Below are 18,863 nucleotides of genomic sequence, written 5' to 3' on the forward strand. Positions count from 1 at the left end.
CGTGCTAGTAGTTCTTGGCTATGTCGTCGTGGTTGTGGCGGTGCTTGGCGGTTACGCCATGACCGGCGGCCACATGGGCGCGCTATATCAACCGGCGGAATTTGTGATCATCGGGGGCGCCGCCTTCGGCGCCTTCATCGCCACCAATACAGCAAAGGCCATCAAGGCCACCATCAAGGCCCTGCCGGGCCTGTTCAAGAGTTCCAAGTACAAGAAAGAGCTGTACCTGGACGTCATGTCGCTGCTGTACGTGCTGCTGTCCAAGGCACGGCGCGAAGGCATCCTGTTCCTGGAAAAGGAAATCGCGGACCCCGCCGCCAGCAGCGTCTTCAGCCAGTACCCGCGCATCCTGTCGGATCCGGTGGTGATGGAATTCCTCACCGACTACCTGCGCATGATGGTCAACGGCAACATGAACGCCTTCGAGATCGAGGCCCTGATGGACCACGAGATCGAGACCTTCCGCCACGAGGCCGAGATCCCCGCCCATGCGCTGTCGCGCGTCGGCGACGCGCTGCCCGCCTTCGGCATCGTTGCCGCGGTGATGGGCGTGGTGCACGCGCTGGGTTCGGCCGACCTGCCGCCGGCCGAGCTGGGTGCGCTGATCGCGCACGCCATGGTCGGCACCTTCCTCGGCATCCTGCTGGCCTATGGCTTTGTCTCGCCGCTGGCCGCGCGCATCGAGCTGCAGGTATCCGAGAACGTCAAGGTCTACGAATGCATCAAGGTGGTGCTGCTGGCCTCGCTCAACGGTTACGCGCCGCTGGTGGCGGTGGAATTCGGCCGCAAGGTGCTGTATTCCACGGTGCGGCCGTCGTTCCTTGAGCTCGACGACCACGTGCGTGAAGTCAAGAGCCTGAATTAAGGCGCGCAAGCAGCAAGGGGCACCGTCATGAGCAGCGCACACGATATGCGTCCGATCATCGTCCGCCGGGCAAAGTCGCACGCCAGGCCGCACGGCAACCACAGCTGGAAGATCGCCTACGCCGACTTCATGACGGCGATGATGGCGCTGTTCCTGGTGCTGTGGCTGCTGTCCAGCGCCAACAAGAAGACGCTGGAAGGCATTGCCGAGTACTTCCGCATGCCGCTCAAGGTGGCCATCGTCGGCGGCGAGAAGAGCAGCCAGACCCCGAGCGTGATCCCGGGCGGCGGCCAGGATGCGCTGCGCAAGGACGGCGACACCATGCGCGCGCGCACCAACGAACCCAGCGACGAGCAGCGGCGCAACGAGCAGCAGGAAGCGCAGCGCCTGCGCGCGCTCAAGCAGCGGCTCGAGCAGATCATCGAGAACAACCCGGTGCTGCGCCAGTTCCGCCCGCAGCTGCTGCTGGACATCACCAGCGAGGGGCTGCGCATCCAGATCCTGGATACGCAGAACCGGCCGATGTTCCGCACCGGCAGCGCCACGGTCGAGACCTATATGCGCACCATCCTGCGCGAGATCGGGCCGGTGCTGAACGAGCTGCCCAACAAGGTCAGCCTGTCGGGCCATACCGATGCGGCCAACTATTCCAACGGCGAGCGCACCTACAGCAACTGGGAGCTGTCGGGCGACCGCGCCAACGCTTCGCGCCGCGAGCTGATCGCCGGCGGCATGCAGGAGGGCAAGGTGCTGCGCGTGCTGGGCCTGGCCGCGACCATGCCGCTGGACAAGGAAGACCTGCTGGCGCCGGTGAACCGGCGCATCAGCATCGTGGTGCTCAACCACAAGGCCCAGGCGCGCTTCGAGGCCGAGAACGCCAGCGCTGCCGAGGTCACGGTGGCGGCGCAGGCCGGCAAGGCCGCGCAGGAGATGCAGGCAGGGCTGGCAGCGGCCTCAGCGCCCGCGGCTGCGCCCACGGGCAGCAAACCATGACGCGCGGCCGTTGCGGCAGCGCCAGTGCAGTAACCAAGTGACTCAGGACGCCATGTCTGTCGATATCGATATCACACAGTTTTACCAGACCTTCTTCGAGGAAGCGGAAGAACTGCTCGTCGAAATGGAGCAGCTGCTGCTCGGCCTGGACATTGAGTCGCCCGATCCCGAGCATCTGAACGCGATCTTCCGGGCGGCGCATTCCATCAAGGGCGGGGCTGCCACCTTCGGCTTCGCGGCGCTGACCGAGACCACCCATATTTTCGAGAACCTGCTGGACCGCACGCGCCGGCAGGAACTGGCGTTGACCAGGACCATCATCGACACCTTTCTGGAAACCAAGGACGTGTTGCAAGACCAGCTCAACGCCTACCGCAACGGCACCGAACCCGATCCGGAAACGCTGGCGCGCATCTGCGCCGTGCTGCAACAGCTGGCGCAGGAAGCCGCCGGCCATGCCGGCGCAGCTGCCCCGGCGCCCGTACCTGTTGCCGCAACGCCCCCCGCTGCTGCTCCTGCGGGCGGCGGGCTCAAGATCCGCCTGATCCGGGTTTCCGCCTCCGACCAGGCGCTGCTGCGCGAGGAACTGGCCAACCTGGGCGAGATCACCGGCCAGCAAGAGGTGAATGGCGAACTGGTGGTGTGGCTCAACACCCAGTGCAGCGCCGACGACATCATCGCGGTGTGCTGCTTCGTGATCGACCTGGACCAGATCGTGATCGAAGCCGAAGCCCCTGCTGCTGCTCCCGCGGTGGTCGAGGCCCCTGTCCCGGCGCCCGTCCCGGTCGCCACGGCCCCCGCCCCCGCAGCGGCGGCGCCCGCCGCCGCGCGCGAGAAGGCCAAGCCGCAGGCGAGCGCCGCGCACGGCGAAGGCTCGATCCGCGTGCCGACCGAAAAGGTCGACCAGATCATCAACCTGGTGGGCGAGCTGGTGATCACGCAGTCGATGCTGGCGCAGACCGCCTCGGCGCTGGACCCGGTGCTGTTCGACCGCCTGTTCTCCGGCATGGGCCAGCTCGAGCGCAATGCGCGCGACCTGCAGGAAGCGGTGATGTCGATCCGCATGATGCCGATGGACTATGTGTTCTCGCGCTTCCCGCGGCTGGTGCGCGACCTGGCCAGCAAGCTCGGCAAGCAGATCGACCTGGTCACCTTCGGCAAGGCCACCGAACTGGACAAGAGCCTGATCGAACGCATCATCGATCCGCTCACGCACCTGGTGCGCAACAGCCTGGACCACGGCATCGAAACCCCTGACAAGCGCGTGGCCGCCGGCAAGGACGCGACCGGCCAGCTGATCCTGTCCGCGCAGCACCATGGCGGCAATATCGTCATTGAAGTCAGCGACGACGGCGGCGGCCTGAACCGCGAACGCATCCTGGCCAAGGCCATCCAGAACGGCCTGCCGGTGTCGGAGAACATCACCGACGAGGAAGTCTGGCAGCTGATCTTCGCGCCGGGTTTCTCCACTGCCGAGGTCGTCACCGACGTGTCGGGCCGCGGCGTTGGCATGGACGTGGTCAAGCGCAATATCCAGGAGATGGGCGGCCACGTCCAGATCAGCTCGCGCCCGGGCCTGGGCACCACCATCCGCATCGTGCTGCCGCTGACGCTGGCGATCCTGGACGGCATGTCGGTCAAGGTGGGCGAAGAGACCTTCATCCTGCCGCTGAACTGCGTGATGGAGTCGCTGCAGCCCAAGGCCGAGGATGTCCACACCGCCGCCAACTCCGATCGCGTCATGCACGTGCGCGGCGAATACCTGCCGCTGCTGGAAATGCACCGCGTCTTCAACGTCGCCGACGCGCTGCAAGAGCCGACGCATGGCATTGCCGTGATCCTGCAGGCCGAAGGCAAGCGCTTTGCGCTGCTGGTGGACCAGCTGATCGGCCAGCACCAGGTGGTGCTGAAGAACCTGGAAACCAACTATCGCAAGGTGCCGTGCATCTCGGCGGCGACCATCCTTGGCGACGGCAGCGTGGCGCTGATCGTCGATGTCGGCGCGCTGCAGCGCACCGGCGTGCGCCGGCAGGAACCGGCGCTGGCGCAGTAACCGACCAAACACAGGAGAACTAGACATCATGGCCGGCATCGGACACATCGATACCCCCGGAAGCGACGCTTCGGGCCAGGAGTTCCTGGTCTTCACGCTGGGGTCGGAGGAATACGGCATCGACATCCTCAAGGTGCAGGAGATCCGCAGCTACGAGACCGTGACCCGCATCTCCAGCGCGCCGGACTTCATCAAGGGCGTGACCAACCTGCGCGGCGTGATCGTGCCGATCGTCGACCTGCGCCTGAAGTTCCGCCTGGGCAACGTGCGCTACGACCACCAGACCGTGGTCATCATCCTGAACGTGGCCGGCCGCGTGGTCGGCATCGTGGTCGATGGCGTGTCCGATGTGCTGACGCTGACCGGCGATGCGATCAAGCCCGCGCCGGAGTTCGGCGTGTCGATCTCGACCGAGCACCTGACCGGGCTGGGCACCATCGACGGCCGCATGCTGGTGCTGATCGACATCGAACGCCTGATGACCAGCGCCGAGATGGCGCTGGTCGAGGCCGAGCTGGCCTGACCCTGCGCACGCACCACTGAAGCAAATCCCATGACGCCGTTCCGCACCGCCGCCAGCGTTCCCGGCCAGACCGGGTCGGTCCTTGCGCCGGGCGCCATCCTGCGGCGCGACGACGCGCGCGACTTCCTGCTGACCGAACGCGATTTCGAGAAAATCCGCGCACTGATCCACCGGCGCGCGGGCATCTCGCTGGGCAGCCACAAGCGCGAGATGGTCTACAGCCGGCTGGTGCGCCGGCTGCGCACGCTGCAGCTGTCGGACTTCGCCTCGTACCTGGCGCTGCTGGACGCTGACGACCGCTCTTCGGAGTGGGAGTTCTTCACCAATGCGCTGACCACCAACCTGACCTCGTTCTTCCGCGAGGCCCATCACTTCCCGCTGCTGGCCGAGCACGCCAAAAAGACCGGCCGCCCCTACAGCGTCTGGTGCTCGGCCGCGTCCACCGGCGAAGAGCCGTACTCGATCGCCATCACGCTGGCGGAGGCGCTGGGCGACCGCGCCGGCACTGTGCTGGCCACTGACATCGACACCCAGGTGCTGGCCAAGGCCCGCGGCGGCGTGTATTCCGCGGAGCAGGTCGCGCGGCTGTCGCCGGAACGGCTCAAGCGCTTCTTCCTGAAGGGCACCGGGCCGCGCACCGGTTCGGTCAAGGTCAAGCCGGAACTGGCCGCCACCATCGCGTTCGAGCCGCTGAACCTGCTCGCACCCGACTGGGGCATGCGCGAGCAGTTCGATGCCATCTTCTGCCGCAACGTGATGATCTACTTCGACAAGCCGACCCAGGGACGCATCCTGGAGCGCTTCGTGCCGCTGCTCAAGCCGCACGGGCTGCTCTTTGCCGGCCACTCGGAGAACTTCTCCTATGTCACGCGCGCGTTCCAGCTGCGCGGGCAGACCGTATATGAACTGGCGCCGGACGCGGCCAGGGCGGGAAGGCCGTGATGCGCACGCCCCATCTGCCCGAAGCGCTTGCCACGCGCACGTATTTCGACCGCGAGTTCGGCAAGCAGGCCATCAAGCTGTTGCCCAACGAGTACTACGTGACCCGCGAGGACGTGGTGCTGACCACCGTGCTGGGCTCGTGCGTGGCGGCCTGCATCCGCGACGAGAGCGCCGGCGTGGGCGGCATGAACCACTTCATGCTGCCCGATGACGACGGCAGCGCCGACCGCATGCTGTCGGCGTCGATGCGCTACGGCAGCTATGCGCTGGAAGTGCTGATCAACGAACTGCTCAAGATGGGCGCGCGCCGCGAGCGGCTGGAGGCCAAGGTCTTCGGCGGCGGGGCGGTGCTGGCCAATATGACCACGCTGAATATCGGCGAGCGGAACGCGGATTTCGTCCTGCGCTACCTGAAGACCGAGGAGATCCGCGTTGCGGCGCAGGACCTGCGCGGCCCGCATGCGCGCCGTGTCAGCTACTTCCCGGTCGGCGGGCTGGCGCTGGTGCGCCGCCTGACGCGGCAGGACGACCAGGTTTCGGTGGCGCGCGACGAGCGCGCACTGGCCCGCGCCATTGCCACCTCGGCGCGGGCGCCGGCGCAATCGCCTGAATTGTTTGCGCGGCAGTCTTTCTCGCGCCAGCTTGCCTGAAACCAATACAAGCACGATCAATCATGACAGCCGCCAAGATCAAGGTGCTCTGCGTGGACGATTCCGCGCTGATCCGCAGCCTGATGACGGAGATCATCAACAGCCAGCCCGACATGGAAGTGGTGGGCACCGCGCCCGACCCGCTGGTGGCGCGCGACCTGATCAAGCGCCTGAACCCGGATGTGCTGACGCTGGACGTCGAAATGCCGCGCATGGACGGCCTGGACTTCCTGGAACGCCTGATGCGGCTGCGGCCGATGCCGGTGCTGATGGTGTCGTCGCTGACCGAGCGCGGTTCCGAGATCACCATGCGCGCGCTGGAGCTGGGCGCCGTGGACTTTGTCACCAAGCCCAAGCTGGGCATCCGCGACGGGCTGCTGGAATACACCCACACCATCGCCGACAAGCTGCGCGCCGCGTCGCGCGCCCGCGTGCGCGCGGCCGCGCAACCGGCCGCGCCGACGGCGGCCGGCACCGAGCCCGTGCCGATGCTGCGCAGCCCGCTGCTGTCGACCGAAAAGCTGATCATCCTGGGCGCCTCCACCGGCGGCACCGAGGCCATCAAGGAATTCCTGATGCCGCTGCCGCCCGACAGCCCGGCGGTCATGATCGTCCAGCATATGCCGGCCGGCTTTACGCGCTCGTTCGCGCAGCGGCTGGATGGCCTGTGCCGCATCACCGTCAAGGAAGCCGTGCACGGCGAGCGCGTGCTGCCCGGCCATGCGTATATCGCGCCGGGCGATTCGCACCTGCTGCTCGCGCGCAGCGGCGCCAACTATGTCGCGCACCTGTCGCAGGAAGCGCCGGTGAATCGCCACCGCCCGTCGGTCGACGTGCTGTTCGATTCGGCCGCGCAGCATGGCGGCAAGAACGTGATCGGCGTGATCCTGACCGGCATGGGCCGCGACGGCGCGCGCGGCATGCTGCGCATGCGCGAGGCCGGTGCCTATAACCTGGCCCAGGACGAGCACACATGCATTGTGTTTGGCATGCCGAAGGAGGCGATCGCCACCGGCGGCGTGCATGAAGTCGTGCCCTTGCCGGCGATGACCCAGCGCGTGATGGCACGCCTGGCCACATACGGCACGCGCGCGCAGCGGGTGTAAACCAAATCGGGCCGAGCGGGGCGCGCATGCCGGCGCGCGGCGCTCGTCCTGGCAACAAGCCAACACTGTATTTACTGGAGCCCTCAAAGTGGACAAGAGCATCAAGATCCTGGTCGTGGATGATTTCCCGACCATGCGCCGGATCATCCGCAACCTGCTCAAGGAGCTGGGTTTCGTCAACGTCGAGGAAGCCGAGGACGGCGCCGCCGGCCTGGAGAAGGCCAAGGATGGCAGCTTCCAGTTCGTGATCTCGGACTGGAACATGCCCAATATGGATGGGCTGACCATGCTGCAGGCGATCCGCGCCGATGCCAATATCGGCAAGATCCCGGTGCTGATGGTGACCGCCGAGGCCAAGAAGGAAAACATCATCGCCGCGGCCCAGGCCGGCGCCAACGGCTACGTGGTCAAGCCGTTCACGGCCGCCACGCTGGACGAGAAGATCACCAAGATCTTCGAGAAACTCGGCGGCTGAGGCGGAGGCGCGTTTGTCATGACCCCGACCCTGAGCAATGATTCCGCCGAGCAACTGATCATCCGCATCGGCAACCTGACGCGGATGCTGCGCGACAATATGCGCGAGCTCGGCCTGGACAAGGAGATCGAGCGCGCCGCGCAGGCCATCCCCGATGCGCGCGACCGGCTCAACTACATCGCCGCAATGACCGAGCAGGCCGCCGAGCGCACGCTGAACGCGGTCGAACTGGCGCAGCCGATCCAGTCCGATATCGAACAGCAGGCCGAAACCCTGGACAAGCGCTGGGAGGCTTGGTTCGAGAAGCCGGTGGAGCTGGCCGACGCCCGCTCGCTGGTGCTCGACACCCGCGCCTTCCTGTCCGAGGTGCCGGCCCAGGCCCGCGCCACCAACAGCCATCTGCTCGACATCATGATGGCGCAGGACTTCCAGGACCTGACCGGCCAGGTCATCAAGAAGATGATGGACATGATCCGCGCGCTGGAGCAGGAGTTGCTGCAGGTGCTGATCGACAATGTGCCGTCCGAGCGGCGGGTGGAAGTGCAGGCGCCGTCGACGCTGCTCAATGGTCCGCAGGTGAACCCGGAAGGGAAGCCGGATGTGGTGTCGGACCAGGCGCAGGTGGATGATTTGTTGGCGAGTTTGGGGTTTTGAGGGTTCGGTTGGGCTGGTGGCGGGAAGCCTTCGATTGCGCTGCGCGCACGCGCTATCTCAGGTCTTGGGCTAGGGCACGGAGTGCATCGCTGCTCTCGCACAGCGTGGTTGCGTGCGAGCCCGACAGCTTGTTTCCTTCCCGCATGTTTTCTCCCCTCTCCCGCTTGCGGGAGAGGGGCGGGGGAGAGGGCCGGCGCATCCACGAAGTCAACCGCATCAACACCTGCGCACCCACATCATCCCCGGCAACCCAGCGATGGACGCTCTTTTAAGAGTTTGCCCATACTCGCGCTTGCTGCCCCTCTTCATACTGGGTTCGTCGCTGCATAGTGGCGACCGGGTTTAGCAGCCTGAGTGAGAGGGAAGCCGACCGCCTTCTGGCGGTATCCTTACATCCGCCATACTGCGCACGCCTCTTCCATGGGCGGGCCATGGCGGGGGAGCCCTCGGGCTCGCCGGCTCCTTCTCACCGGTCTGCTAACCCTGCCTTGCGCCCGCCCGCCCCGATTAGCAGCGGGGTAGCGGGACTGAACCTGTATGAGAGGGAGTAGTGCCATGTATCAGTCTTTCCTTGCCCATTCCGGGCGCTTGATTATCCCCCGCGCTTTCTCGCTGCATCAGCGCCCGCAGACGTCGCATGCGGAGGTGCGCCATGTATAGCCATAGTCATCACGGTATTACTGCGGAACACAATGGTGTCGACATGCTCGTGACCGCCCATAGCCCGGGGGAAAATCCGTTGAGTCTTGCGGTGCAACGTGCGGCGCAGCTTCATGGGCTTCTGCTCATGGCTAGCGATCATGGTGCCTCGAGTCTGGATCCGGTGGATCTGGAGCAGGGGATGTGGGAAAGCTTGCTTTCCCTCGCGGCCTGGCTGGCGCATGAGACGCAGGTGTTGAGTGAGCTGGCCGTGCTGCAGGGTCAGGTATTGCAGACTGACTGACGTTTAGCGGGGGGGGGCAGCCGTGCAATCGGCTGCCGCGCGCCTCCTCGGCGCGCAGGTCAACTTCCCCGATTTCAAAGCGGTTGAACCACACGGCAAAGACGCCATCACGCCGAGTCGGGCGCAGGCGAGACTTCGCCGTGCGCCACCGAGGCAAACGCCTACCTGGGGCGAGTCAATCGCTCGCCTTTGGTGCTGGCTTCCCGAGCGCCTTGTCCCTCCATTTACAACTGACACGCGAAGCTTGCCAGGTCGGGATCGCTTCGTGGCCAGTACTGGACGCACTGGCCCACCACACGCAAGACGGCGTCCGCTAAACCGCGTTATTCGCGCCCCGCGGAATGTAAAGGATTGTGATGGCGTGAGGCGCGAAGCCTCTCGCGTGCGCTAGGCTGAAGCCCTTTGCGGCGCCGGATTGCGGGTGCGCGACGGCCCGGGTCATGCTTGGACCGGGTGCCGCATTGTCCCGAAAAATTGCGGAAATATCCGCCGCGAAGTTCGGAATCATCCGACCCCGACGCCAGAGTTGGCTGGGTACAGTGGCTAGCGTTGGCCTCAGTCTGGCCTCTGGCGGGCGCCGCCGAATCGTCTGCGCACCCGCTCCGTCCAAGCATACGAATGAACAGGAACCTCTATCGTCTGGTGTTCAATGCCGCATGCGGTATGCCGGTGGCAGTACAGGAGTGTGCCACGGGACGCGCCAAAGGCCGCCACGGCAGCGTGGGGAGCAACGGTGGCAATACGGCCTTCGCGCCGGTGTTGTGGCGTGCCGCGCTGGCAACGGCGATGATGGGGTTACCGGCAGTTCTGGACCAGGCGGCACACGCACAGACGCTGCCGATCCAGGTGGACAGGAACGCGCCAGGGCAACGCCCGGTGGTGGGCGTGGCGGCCAACGGCGTCCCGGTAGTGAACATCGCCCCGCCGCAACGCAACGGCGGGACCAGCGTGAATAACTTTATTCAGTACGGCGTGGGACCGTCCGGCGTAGTGCTGAACAACAGCGGCCAGAATTCGCAGACCCAGATTGCTGGCTGGGTGCAGGGCAACATGCAGCTGGGCAACAACAGCGCCAGCAACATCGTACTGCAAGTGATGCAGCCTAATCCGTCGCAACTTATGGGACAGCAAGAGATCGCCGGGCGCCGGGCGAACCTGCTCCTGGCCAACCCTGCCGGCATTACCTGCTCGGGCTGCGGCGTGATCAATGCCGACCGCTTCACGCTCTCCACGGGCCGCCCGGTGTTTGGCGCCGATGGGGATGTCACCGGCTTCGACGTGCGGGCGGGCAACATTGCCATTGGTGGGCAGGGCCTGTCCAGCCCGCAGGCACAGGTCGATCTGCTGGCACGCTCGATCAGCATCAACGCCGAGCTGTGGGCCAGGCATCTGAACGCAATCACCGGCGCAAACCAGATTGACCATGCGACGCTCAACACCACGCCGCAGGCTGTCACTGGCGCCGCGCCGCAACTTGCGCTGGATGCGGCGGCGCTGGGATCGATGTACGCGAATTCGGTACGGCTCATCGGCACCGAGAAAGGCGTTGGTTTCAATATCGGCGGCGGCATCTCGGCGCGCGCGGGCGACATCGTGGTGGACAACAACGGCGACGTACGCATCGCGCCGGGTGGCCGCCTGCAGGCCGACGGCAGTGCCACGGTGGCGGGCGCCAACATCGACAACGCCGGCACCATCACGACGCGCGGCGCCATCGCGACTACCACGCCGGGCCAGTTGACCAATAGCGGCGTGCTTGCCGCCGGCACCGACCTGACGGGCCAGGCCGACAGTATCGTCAACAGCGGCACCATCGGCGCAGGCGTCGATGCCAATGCCAACGGGACCGGCGCGGGCACGGCCAACCTCACCGCAGGTACGGCCATCCGGTCCAACGGCAGTATCCTGACCGGCGCGGACATCAACCTGTCGGCGCCGACGCTGGACCTCTCCAACGGCAAAGTCACCTCGCACGACACCGCCAGGCTGTCAGCCTCGGGCGACATCACCCACCGGAACGCGCGGCTCGAAGCGAACACGGTGCAGATAAGTGCCGCAGGCACGGTCGATAATCGCGGAGCGGCCATCGTGGCAGGCGTCAACGGCGGCACCGTGCGTGGCACCAGCGTGCTGAACCAGCGCGGCACCATCAGCAGCGGCGGCGCGCTGGGCGTCGAGGGAACGCAGACGGTGGATAACACCGGCGGCGCTGTGGCCGGGACGCTCGCCACCACGGTGGCGGCGCCCGGTGTGGTCAATCGCAGTGGCGTGATCGGCTCGGTACAGGACAAGCTGACCGTGACCGGGGCGCTTGACAACACCAGCGGCAAGGCACTCGCCGCCACCGATCTGCGCGTCACCGGCGGCGCCATCGTGAACGATCACGGTCAGATGTCCGCCGGCGAGACCCTGAACGCGGATACCGCCGGCCAGGCGCTCACGAATACCGCGGGCGTGATCGCGGCGGCCAACATTCAGGCCGACACCGGCCGCTTCGATAACCGCGCGGGCGTGGTGCAGTCCACCGGGCTGCTCGTGGCCGACACGCACGGACAGCGCTACGACAACAGCCAGGGACTCACTGTCGCCAACGGCGACCTGACGCTGAGTACCGGCGCCTTCGGCAACCAGGCCGGGACGGTCTCCGGCAAGCAGTCGGTCACGGTGAACATGACGACCTTCGGCAATGCGGGCGGCAAGGTCGTGTCGGGCGGGCCGCTCGCCATGACCGGCGACAGCCTCTCCAACAACGGTGGCCAGCTCGCCTCGAACGGCGACGCCAGGTTCCGGATTGCCGGCACCTTCGACAACACGGCGGGTTTCACGCATGCAGGCGGCACGCTGGGCGTGCAGGCGGGCACCCTCGTCAACCGCGACACGCTGGGTGGCACCGAAAAGACGCCGAGGGGCATGGAGGGCGCCAGCGTCAAGCTCACGGCAAATGCCATCGACAACGGCCAGGGTGCGCTGCGCGCCGATGCCGTGCTTGACGCCGATGCGGCGACGCTCGACAACTCCCGGGGCGAGGTGACCTCGGGTGGCACGGCGCAACTGAACGTGGGCACTACCACCAACACCGATGGCCTGCTCGCCGCCAATACCTCGCTCGGCATCCAGGGCAACACTCTCACCGGCGACGGCACGGTCCAGTCGCAAGGCGATCTCAGCGCCAGGCTGACCGGCGACTTCAACAATACCAAGACCGTGGCCGCCGGCAAGACGCTGAGCCTGGACACCAGCGGGGATGTGGCCAGCAGCGGCAAGATGACCGCCGGCGAGGCGCTGGATGTGCACGGGCGCAACGTGAGCAACTCGGGCGAGTTGGTCGGCCAGGTCTCGAACACCATCCGTGCCGACCAGGCGGTCACCAACAGCGGCCTGATCGACGGTGGCGCGGTGCGCGTGCAGGCCGGCACGACAGTCACCAACACCGAGCGCATCTTCGGGGACACTGTTGCCATCGGCGCAGGCGTGCTGATCCTGAACGACCGGAACGCCGCCACCGGCAAGGGTGGTGTGATCGCCTCGCGCACCGGCGATGTGGACCTTGGCGCGCCCGATATCGTCAACCGCGAACACGCGCTGATCCTGTCCTCGCAGGACCTGAGGGTGGGCGGTGCTCTGGACGCCGATGGCAAGGCCACGGGGCAGGCGAGCTCGCTTACCAATGCCTCGGCCGTCATCGATGTCGCACGCGACGCCGACATCAAAGCGGCCAGCATTCGCAACGAAAGCAGCCATTTCGAGACCCAGGTGACGGACACTGGCGTCCAAAGGACGCTGGTCTATCGCCTCAAAGGCTCCCTGGAAGATATCGATCCGGCCACGGCGCTCATCTTCGACTGGAGCGGCAAGGACGATTATTTCCATGCTGGCACGGACCTGGGCTGGCTGTACCGGGATGGCAACCAGAAAGGCGTCGCACGCTTGCTGCTATTGCCCTCGGAACAATATCCATTCGCGGAGTTCGGGCCGCCGTTCGACTGGTCGCGCCGCCCTGATGGCGAGGCGGGACCGGTAATGTACTGGCAGGACCCCTTTTACGTGGACTACTACGGCGGCATGCCGAAAAACACATGGTCGCCGGTGGGACTGGCCTACACGTTGCACTTCGAGAACGATGTCAACGGCAATCCGGTGCTGATGGCGGAAAAGTACAACTACCCGCCCGACCATCCGATCTGGGACAAGCTGAAGGTCGCGCGTCCCGACAGTGCGCCGCCACCATACCCTGCCGCTTGCGAGGTCAATGCCCCGCCCGCCTGCATCGCTGCGCACCAGAAGTACCGGGACTGGCATGACGCCAACATTGCCAGGTACGAGGCACTGAACGACAAGATCATCGCCTTCAACAAGGATTTCCACGCGCGCACCGTCGATAACTTCTATTCCGTTGACAAGCAGACGCAAGTGCGCGAGGAGGTGGTCTTGCACACCGATCCCGCCCGATTGCTGGTCGGCGGCAACGCCACGCTCAATGGAGCCGTGGTCAACGACAAGAGCGAGATCGCCATCGGCGGAACACTGAACGTGCCGGCACCGGTGCGGAACGAAGGATATACCGGCACCCGGTTCGAGACTGTCACCGGCACACAGGCGTGGCACTACATCAACCACGGCGTCAATGCACCGGACCGGCGCTCGACCACAGCGGAAATCCCGCCCCTCGACGTGACGCTGCCGCTGCAACTGGCAACCGGCACAACGCAGCAGAATCTGCAGACCGTCCCGGGCAGTGGCACGGCCATCGACCCGAGAGCGGGCGTCACACCGATCGCCAGCGCGCCGACCCTGACGCAGGTCGCGCTCAACCCAGGAGGGGCCACAGCCGGCGGGCGTCTGGGTGGCGAGGTGATCCGCACCGTCACGCCGTCGCTGGCAATGCCGACCAACGCGCTGTTCGTCACGCGGACCGATCCCGGTGCGCGCTACCTGATCGAAACCGATTCGCGCTTCACCAACCAACGCCAGTGGCTGTCCAGCGATTTCATGCTGACCCAGTTGGGCCAGGACCCGACGAGGGTCCTCAAGCGCCTGGGAGATGGCTTCTACGAGGCGCGGCTGGTGGCGGACGCCGTGATGCTTGGCACCGGTCAGCGTTTCGTGGGCGACTACACCGGCAACGAGGCCCAGTACCAGGCGCTGATGCAGTCCGGCGTCGAATTCGCCAGGCAGTTCTCGCTGAACGTCGGCACGGCACTGACTGCCGAGCAGATGCGGGCGCTCACCACCGACATCGTCTGGATGGTGGAGAAGACCGTAACGCTGCCGGACGGCTCCACGCAGCAGGTGCTGGTGCCGCAGGTGTACCTGAAGGTGCGCGCGGGCGACCTCAAGGGCGACGGCACGCTGATCACGGCGCGCAACGCGAAGGTCCGGACCGACGGGGACGTGAAGAACACCGGCACCATCGCGGCACGCGATGTGATGCTGATCGATGCGGGCAACATCCGCAACGAGCGAGGCACGCTGTCAGCCGGTGCCATGGGGCTGAATGCCAAGCAGGACCTCGACAACCTGGCCGGCAGGATCAGCGCCGACAACCTGGCGGTCACCGCAGGCCGGGACATCAACCTGACCACCACCACCGCGTCCGCGGGCAACAGGGTCGGTGAATCCACCGCCAGCCGCACCGTCATCAGCGGCGTCGCCAGCGTGGAGGCGGACAATGCCGTCTTTGTGGCGGGCCGGGACATCAACAGCCAGGCGGCCAGCATCGCGGCAGCCGACAGCCTCGGCATGGGCGCCGAACGGGACATCAACCTGGACACGGTGCAGGTGGCCGAGGGCTTCGATGCCGTCGCGGACGCGAAGAACCGTTCCAGCGTTGTGCACACGGCAGAGATCGGCACGCTGATCACAGGCCGTGACATAACGCTCGCTGCCGGCCAGGACGTCAATGCCAAGGCAGCCTATGTGAGCGCCGATGATGCCATCGCGGTCAGCGCGGGGCGCGATATCAACGTGACGGCCGGCGAGGCCGGCGTGGCGATACGCGACGAGCAGTCGATGCAAAGCGGCGGCTTCCTGTCGAAGAAGTCCACCCATACCATCGATGCGGCAAGCCGCACCGAGGCGCTGGGCAGCACCTTCTCCGGCGACACGGTTGACATGGCGGCAGGGCGGGACCTTACCACCTCGGGCAGCACGATTGCGGCCACGCACGACGTGAATCTCGACGCCAGGCGCGACATCACCATCGGCACTGCCGAAACCACCTCGTCGTCCTACAGCTTCAAGGAGGAGAAGAAGTCCGGCTTCGGCGCCACCGGTTCCGGCCTCTCCTACGGCAAGCGCGAGCAGAAGGACACCGTCAACGACAAGGGCATGCAGCAGGCGGGCAGTCTGATCGGCTCCACCGACGGCAGCGTGCATATGAAAGCGGGCAGCACGCTCAAGGTCACGGGCAGCGACCTGATCGCCAGGCAGGATATTACCGGTGTGGCGGCGGACGTGACCATCGAGGCCGCGCAGAACAGCCAGCACCACGACGAAACCCATGAGGTCAGGCAAAGCGGCTTCACGCTGGGCGTGTCGGGCGGCGCCATCGGCGCGGCGATCAACGCGGGCAACAAGGTCAGCTCGGCCAGCAAGAGCCAGGACGGACGGGCTTCCGCACTGTGGGGCATCGCGGCAGCGCGCGACGTAGCCGATACCGGTGCGGCGCTGGCGCAGGCCGGGGGCGATCCGTTAAAAGGTGCTGCGGTCACCCTCTCATTTGGCACCAGCCAGAGCAAGCGGACCCTCACCGAGGACAGCATCAGCCACAACGGCGCCAATGTCTCGGCGGGTGGCACGGCAGCCTTCATGGCGACGGGCGTGAACGCCAATGGCAACAAGACAGCCGGCAACCTGAACGTCATCGGCTCGAACATCGATGCCAACAAGGTGGCGCTGGGTGCGAAGCATGACATCAATATCATGTCAGCCACGGACATGAACGAGAGCCACAGAACCAACAAATCGAGCAGCGCCAGCGTCGGGGTCTCCTACGGCGCGCAAGGGTTCGGGGTATCGGCGTCGGCCTCCAAGTCCAAGGGCAACGCGGACAGCGGAGGCACAAGCCAGGCCAACAGCCATGTGACCGGCAGGGAATCCGTCACCTTCGTCTCGGGCAATGACACCAATATCCTGGGCGCCATGGTCGGCGGCGGCAAGGTGGTGGGGGACGTGGGTGGCAACCTGAACATCGCCAGCCGCCAGGACACCGAGGAGATGCGCGCCAGGCAGCAAAGCATCGGTGGCGGCTTCAGCATCAGCCAGGGTGGCGGCTCGGCCAGCTTCTCCGCAAGCAAGGGCAAGGCCAGTGGCAACTATGCGAACGTGAGCGAACAGTCGGGCATCCATGCGGGCGACGGCGGCTTCGACATCCGCGTGGAAGGCAACACCGACCTCAAGGGCGCGGTGATCGCCAGTGTTGCCGGCAAGGACAAGAACCACCTTGATACCGGCACGCTCAGTTTCAGCGATATGCAGAACCACTCGGACTACAGCGCGACCTCGTTTGGTGTGTCTGGGGGCATTACCGCGGGTCCGCAGAACGGTGAGAAAAACAGCGGCCAGACTTCCGGCAGAAACACCGGCGGCATCAGTCCCATGGTTCCGCAGCACGAGAGCGGCAGCCAGGACGGCGTGGCGCGCAGCGCGATTGCGGATGGGACCATTACCATCCGCGACGAAGCCAGTCAGAAGCAGGATCTGGCAGACCTCAGGCGTGACACCGTCGGCACCAATACCACGGTGGGCAAGAACCCCGACCTGATGAACGTGCTCGACAAGCAGGCCGACATGATGGCGGCGGCGCAGGCGGCTGGCGAGGCGGTTGCTAAGACGGTAGGCCAGGTTGCCAACGCCAAGCAGGAGGAAGCGCAGAATCGGTACAAGACCGCTGCGCAAGCGTATCAGCAGGATCCCAGCGCCGAAAACCAGGCGGCCATGACGGCGGCTCAGTCGGATATTGACGGCTGGAAGGAAGGTGGCGACTATCGCGCCGCGCTGCACGGTGCGGGCGGTGCGCTCGTTGCCGGCCTGGGTGGCGGCAATGCGTTGGCCGGAGCTGCCGGTGCAGCAGGCGCATCACTGTCGGCACCGAAGATTCAGAATGGCGTGAATGCTGTCTATACCAACGTCAATACTGGAAATACCGACCTCGATCACGCTATTGCCAACATCGCCGGCAATATCGCCGCAGGCGGTATCGGTGCGGTGATTGGCGGCGGTTCTGGCGCGTCGACCGCCTCAAATGTAGACCGCTTCAATCGCCAGTTGACTTATGCCAAGTCCGAGGACATGAAGACGGTTGCGGCAAAGGAAGCGGCCAAGGCGGGCATGACCCCAGAGCAGATGGAAAAGGCAATGGGCGTCGTGCTTGGTACCTATTACGATGAGAAGGGTGTAGCGAAATCGGAAGGCGTTACTTACGACCAATATATGAAGGCGCAGGCCGCGCTACTGTCACAGCCGGCCAATTCGCCGCTGGCTAAAGAGTATGCTCAGTCTCAACGGGGGGTACTACCGCAGTTTGCCTTTGGGGATGCAGATGGGGCGCCAAATTTTGGCCGTGTTCCATTGTTTGGCATACCAACAATGGGGGCCATCGATGACGCAGTAGCGTCCCAGGCAGCGATTCGGGCGAGAGTCGAAGGAAACGTCGCGGAAAGTGCGGCTGCCCGCGCAGGTTCAAACTTCAATAAGCTGAATGAATGGCCGCCTAATAACGGATTTGTCCCCGGTACAGGAGAGCGCTACACCCTTTTCCCAGGACAATTCGTGGACCGATATGGTTCTGTGCAAGGTACATTCGTTGCTGAAGCCGGTGCTTCATATAGATCTCGTGCACTTCGCCCGGGGTCCGATAGTGCCCCATACCATGTGTATGAAGTCACTCGACCTATTGAAGTAACTGCAGGCCCAACTAGACCTTGGTTTGGCTATGAAGGTATGGGAACTCAATACAAATTTGATGAATCGGTTCGAAATTTGATCAATCGTGGCGCATTGAGGAGAACGCAGTGAATGCCAAGGAATTGAAAAGTGAACTAGATCGACTCGGCGTTCCGCGCCGTGTCTATTCCTTGTCCGGATGGAGAGATGAGAGGTTGTGTCTCGAGGAGCGTAGTGGAACGTGGCATGTCTTCTTCGTCGAGAGAGGGGGCGAGCGTCCGTTAAGAGAGTTTCAATCCGAAAATGATGCTTGTCATTTCATGCTCGAGGAACTGAAGCTAGAAATCTGAAGGATTGCCTGCAGTCAATTTTTATGACCGTCTCCTCATTCTAGGCGCATGACGTCTCCCCTTTTTGTCCCAGGCGTCGTGTCCCGGATCAGGACTGTCGAGATCAATGTCGTCAAAGCGTAAGGCGCTATATCGAAGGTTTGCATCGCCAGCCGTTCAGAACTTCTTTTGGACTGTCGGCATGGTGTATCTGTCGCACAAGCTGCAGAACGATCCCAGTGACCTGGCCTGGCGCCTTTGCGTAGGCATCATGCTGATGCAGATCATTGTGACGGCACTGCAGCTGCTTACCCAGGTCAATTTGCTCTCGCTAATGGGGTTCGCTTTGGCGATCTTTGGCCTTGGTTCCCTTCTCGTTGGAAGAGAGAGTTCACCGGTGCACGGCGAAGTCTCCGCGAGCGATACGCAAGAAGAATAGGTACATCT

The 18,863-nt window shown here is 64.8% G+C and carries 13 protein-coding genes; all 13 read left to right on the top strand.

The features are described from left to right. Position 1 precedes the first annotated feature (1 nt). The 13 genes from motA to I6H87_RS19960 all read left to right on the top strand — a co-directional run bounded on the left by motA (position 2) and on the right by I6H87_RS19960 (position 18,855). The gene (gene motA, locus I6H87_RS19900; protein ID WP_010812711.1) at positions 2-865 is read left to right on the top strand and encodes a flagellar motor stator protein MotA; all 864 of its coding nucleotides are present in this window, start codon (positions 2-4) and stop codon (positions 863-865) included. A gap of 27 nt (positions 866-892) precedes the next feature. Beyond that, the gene (motB, locus tag I6H87_RS19905) at positions 893-1,858 is read left to right on the top strand and encodes a flagellar motor protein MotB (protein ID WP_010812710.1); all 966 of its coding nucleotides are present in this window, start codon (positions 893-895) and stop codon (positions 1,856-1,858) included. Between the two features lie 52 nt (positions 1,859-1,910). Continuing rightward, the gene (gene cheA, locus I6H87_RS19910; RefSeq protein WP_011616432.1) at positions 1,911-3,911 is read left to right on the top strand and encodes a chemotaxis protein CheA; all 2,001 of its coding nucleotides are present in this window, start codon (positions 1,911-1,913) and stop codon (positions 3,909-3,911) included. A gap of 28 nt (positions 3,912-3,939) precedes the next feature. Next, on the top strand, positions 3,940-4,434 hold the full coding sequence (locus tag I6H87_RS19915; RefSeq protein WP_010812708.1) for a chemotaxis protein CheW: 495 nt from the start codon (positions 3,940-3,942) through the stop codon (positions 4,432-4,434). Positions 4,435-4,464: 30 nt separating this feature from the next. Then, the gene (locus tag I6H87_RS19920; protein ID WP_010812707.1) at positions 4,465-5,376 is read left to right on the top strand and encodes a CheR family methyltransferase; all 912 of its coding nucleotides are present in this window, start codon (positions 4,465-4,467) and stop codon (positions 5,374-5,376) included. Next, on the top strand, positions 5,376-6,026 hold the full coding sequence (gene cheD / locus I6H87_RS19925; RefSeq protein ID WP_010812706.1) for a chemoreceptor glutamine deamidase CheD: 651 nt from the start codon (positions 5,376-5,378) through the stop codon (positions 6,024-6,026). The genes I6H87_RS19920 and cheD overlap by 1 nt, the downstream gene beginning before the upstream one ends. 23 nt (positions 6,027-6,049) lie before the next feature. Further along, positions 6,050-7,132 (top strand): protein-glutamate methylesterase/protein-glutamine glutaminase, encoded by a 1,083-nt coding sequence (locus I6H87_RS19930; protein ID WP_010812705.1) that lies wholly within the window; start codon positions 6,050-6,052, stop codon positions 7,130-7,132. 88 nt (positions 7,133-7,220) lie between these two features. Next, entirely contained in the window at positions 7,221-7,607 is a 387-nt protein-coding gene (cheY, locus tag I6H87_RS19935; protein ID WP_011616433.1) for a chemotaxis response regulator CheY, read from the top strand. An 18-nt stretch (positions 7,608-7,625) separates the two neighbouring features. Further along, positions 7,626-8,261, top strand: a complete 636-nt coding sequence (gene cheZ, locus I6H87_RS19940) for a protein phosphatase CheZ (protein ID WP_011616434.1) — start codon at positions 7,626-7,628, stop codon at positions 8,259-8,261. A 652-nt stretch (positions 8,262-8,913) separates the two neighbouring features. Then, complete coding sequence (locus tag I6H87_RS19945) at positions 8,914-9,204, top strand: hypothetical protein (RefSeq protein WP_041688275.1); 291 nt, start codon at positions 8,914-8,916, stop codon at positions 9,202-9,204. A 618-nt stretch (positions 9,205-9,822) separates the two neighbouring features. Beyond that, the gene (locus tag I6H87_RS19950) at positions 9,823-18,219 is read left to right on the top strand and encodes a hemagglutinin repeat-containing protein (protein ID WP_041687912.1); all 8,397 of its coding nucleotides are present in this window, start codon (positions 9,823-9,825) and stop codon (positions 18,217-18,219) included. Next, positions 18,216-18,437 carry a hypothetical protein gene (locus I6H87_RS19955; RefSeq protein WP_136227843.1) on the top strand — a complete coding sequence of 74 codons (222 nt, stop codon included), beginning with the start codon at positions 18,216-18,218 and terminating at the stop codon, positions 18,435-18,437. The genes I6H87_RS19950 and I6H87_RS19955 overlap by 4 nt, the downstream gene beginning before the upstream one ends. A gap of 181 nt (positions 18,438-18,618) precedes the next feature. Beyond that, the gene (locus tag I6H87_RS19960; RefSeq protein ID WP_041687914.1) at positions 18,619-18,855 is read left to right on the top strand and encodes a hypothetical protein; all 237 of its coding nucleotides are present in this window, start codon (positions 18,619-18,621) and stop codon (positions 18,853-18,855) included. The last annotated feature ends 8 nt before the right edge of the window (positions 18,856-18,863 follow it).

It is taken from the genome of Cupriavidus necator (assembly GCF_016127575.1).
GTDB lineage: Bacteria > Pseudomonadota > Gammaproteobacteria > Burkholderiales > Burkholderiaceae > Cupriavidus > Cupriavidus necator_D.

Coding starts and splice junctions, on each gene's coding strand:
- motB (WP_010812710.1), top strand. CDS start 893: ATGAGCAGCGCACACGATATGCGTCCGATCATCGTCCGCCGGGCAAAG.
- I6H87_RS19920 (WP_010812707.1), top strand. CDS start 4,465: ATGACGCCGTTCCGCACCGCCGCCAGCGTTCCCGGCCAGACCGGGTCG.
- I6H87_RS19915 (WP_010812708.1), top strand. CDS start 3,940: ATGGCCGGCATCGGACACATCGATACCCCCGGAAGCGACGCTTCGGGC.
- I6H87_RS19930 (WP_010812705.1), top strand. CDS start 6,050: ATGACAGCCGCCAAGATCAAGGTGCTCTGCGTGGACGATTCCGCGCTG.
- cheZ (WP_011616434.1), top strand. CDS start 7,626: ATGACCCCGACCCTGAGCAATGATTCCGCCGAGCAACTGATCATCCGC.
- cheD (WP_010812706.1), top strand. CDS start 5,376: ATGCGCACGCCCCATCTGCCCGAAGCGCTTGCCACGCGCACGTATTTC.
- I6H87_RS19960 (WP_041687914.1), top strand. CDS start 18,619: ATGGTGTATCTGTCGCACAAGCTGCAGAACGATCCCAGTGACCTGGCC.
- I6H87_RS19945 (WP_041688275.1), top strand. CDS start 8,914: ATGTATAGCCATAGTCATCACGGTATTACTGCGGAACACAATGGTGTC.
- cheA (WP_011616432.1), top strand. CDS start 1,911: ATGTCTGTCGATATCGATATCACACAGTTTTACCAGACCTTCTTCGAG.
- I6H87_RS19950 (WP_041687912.1), top strand. CDS start 9,823: ATGAACAGGAACCTCTATCGTCTGGTGTTCAATGCCGCATGCGGTATG.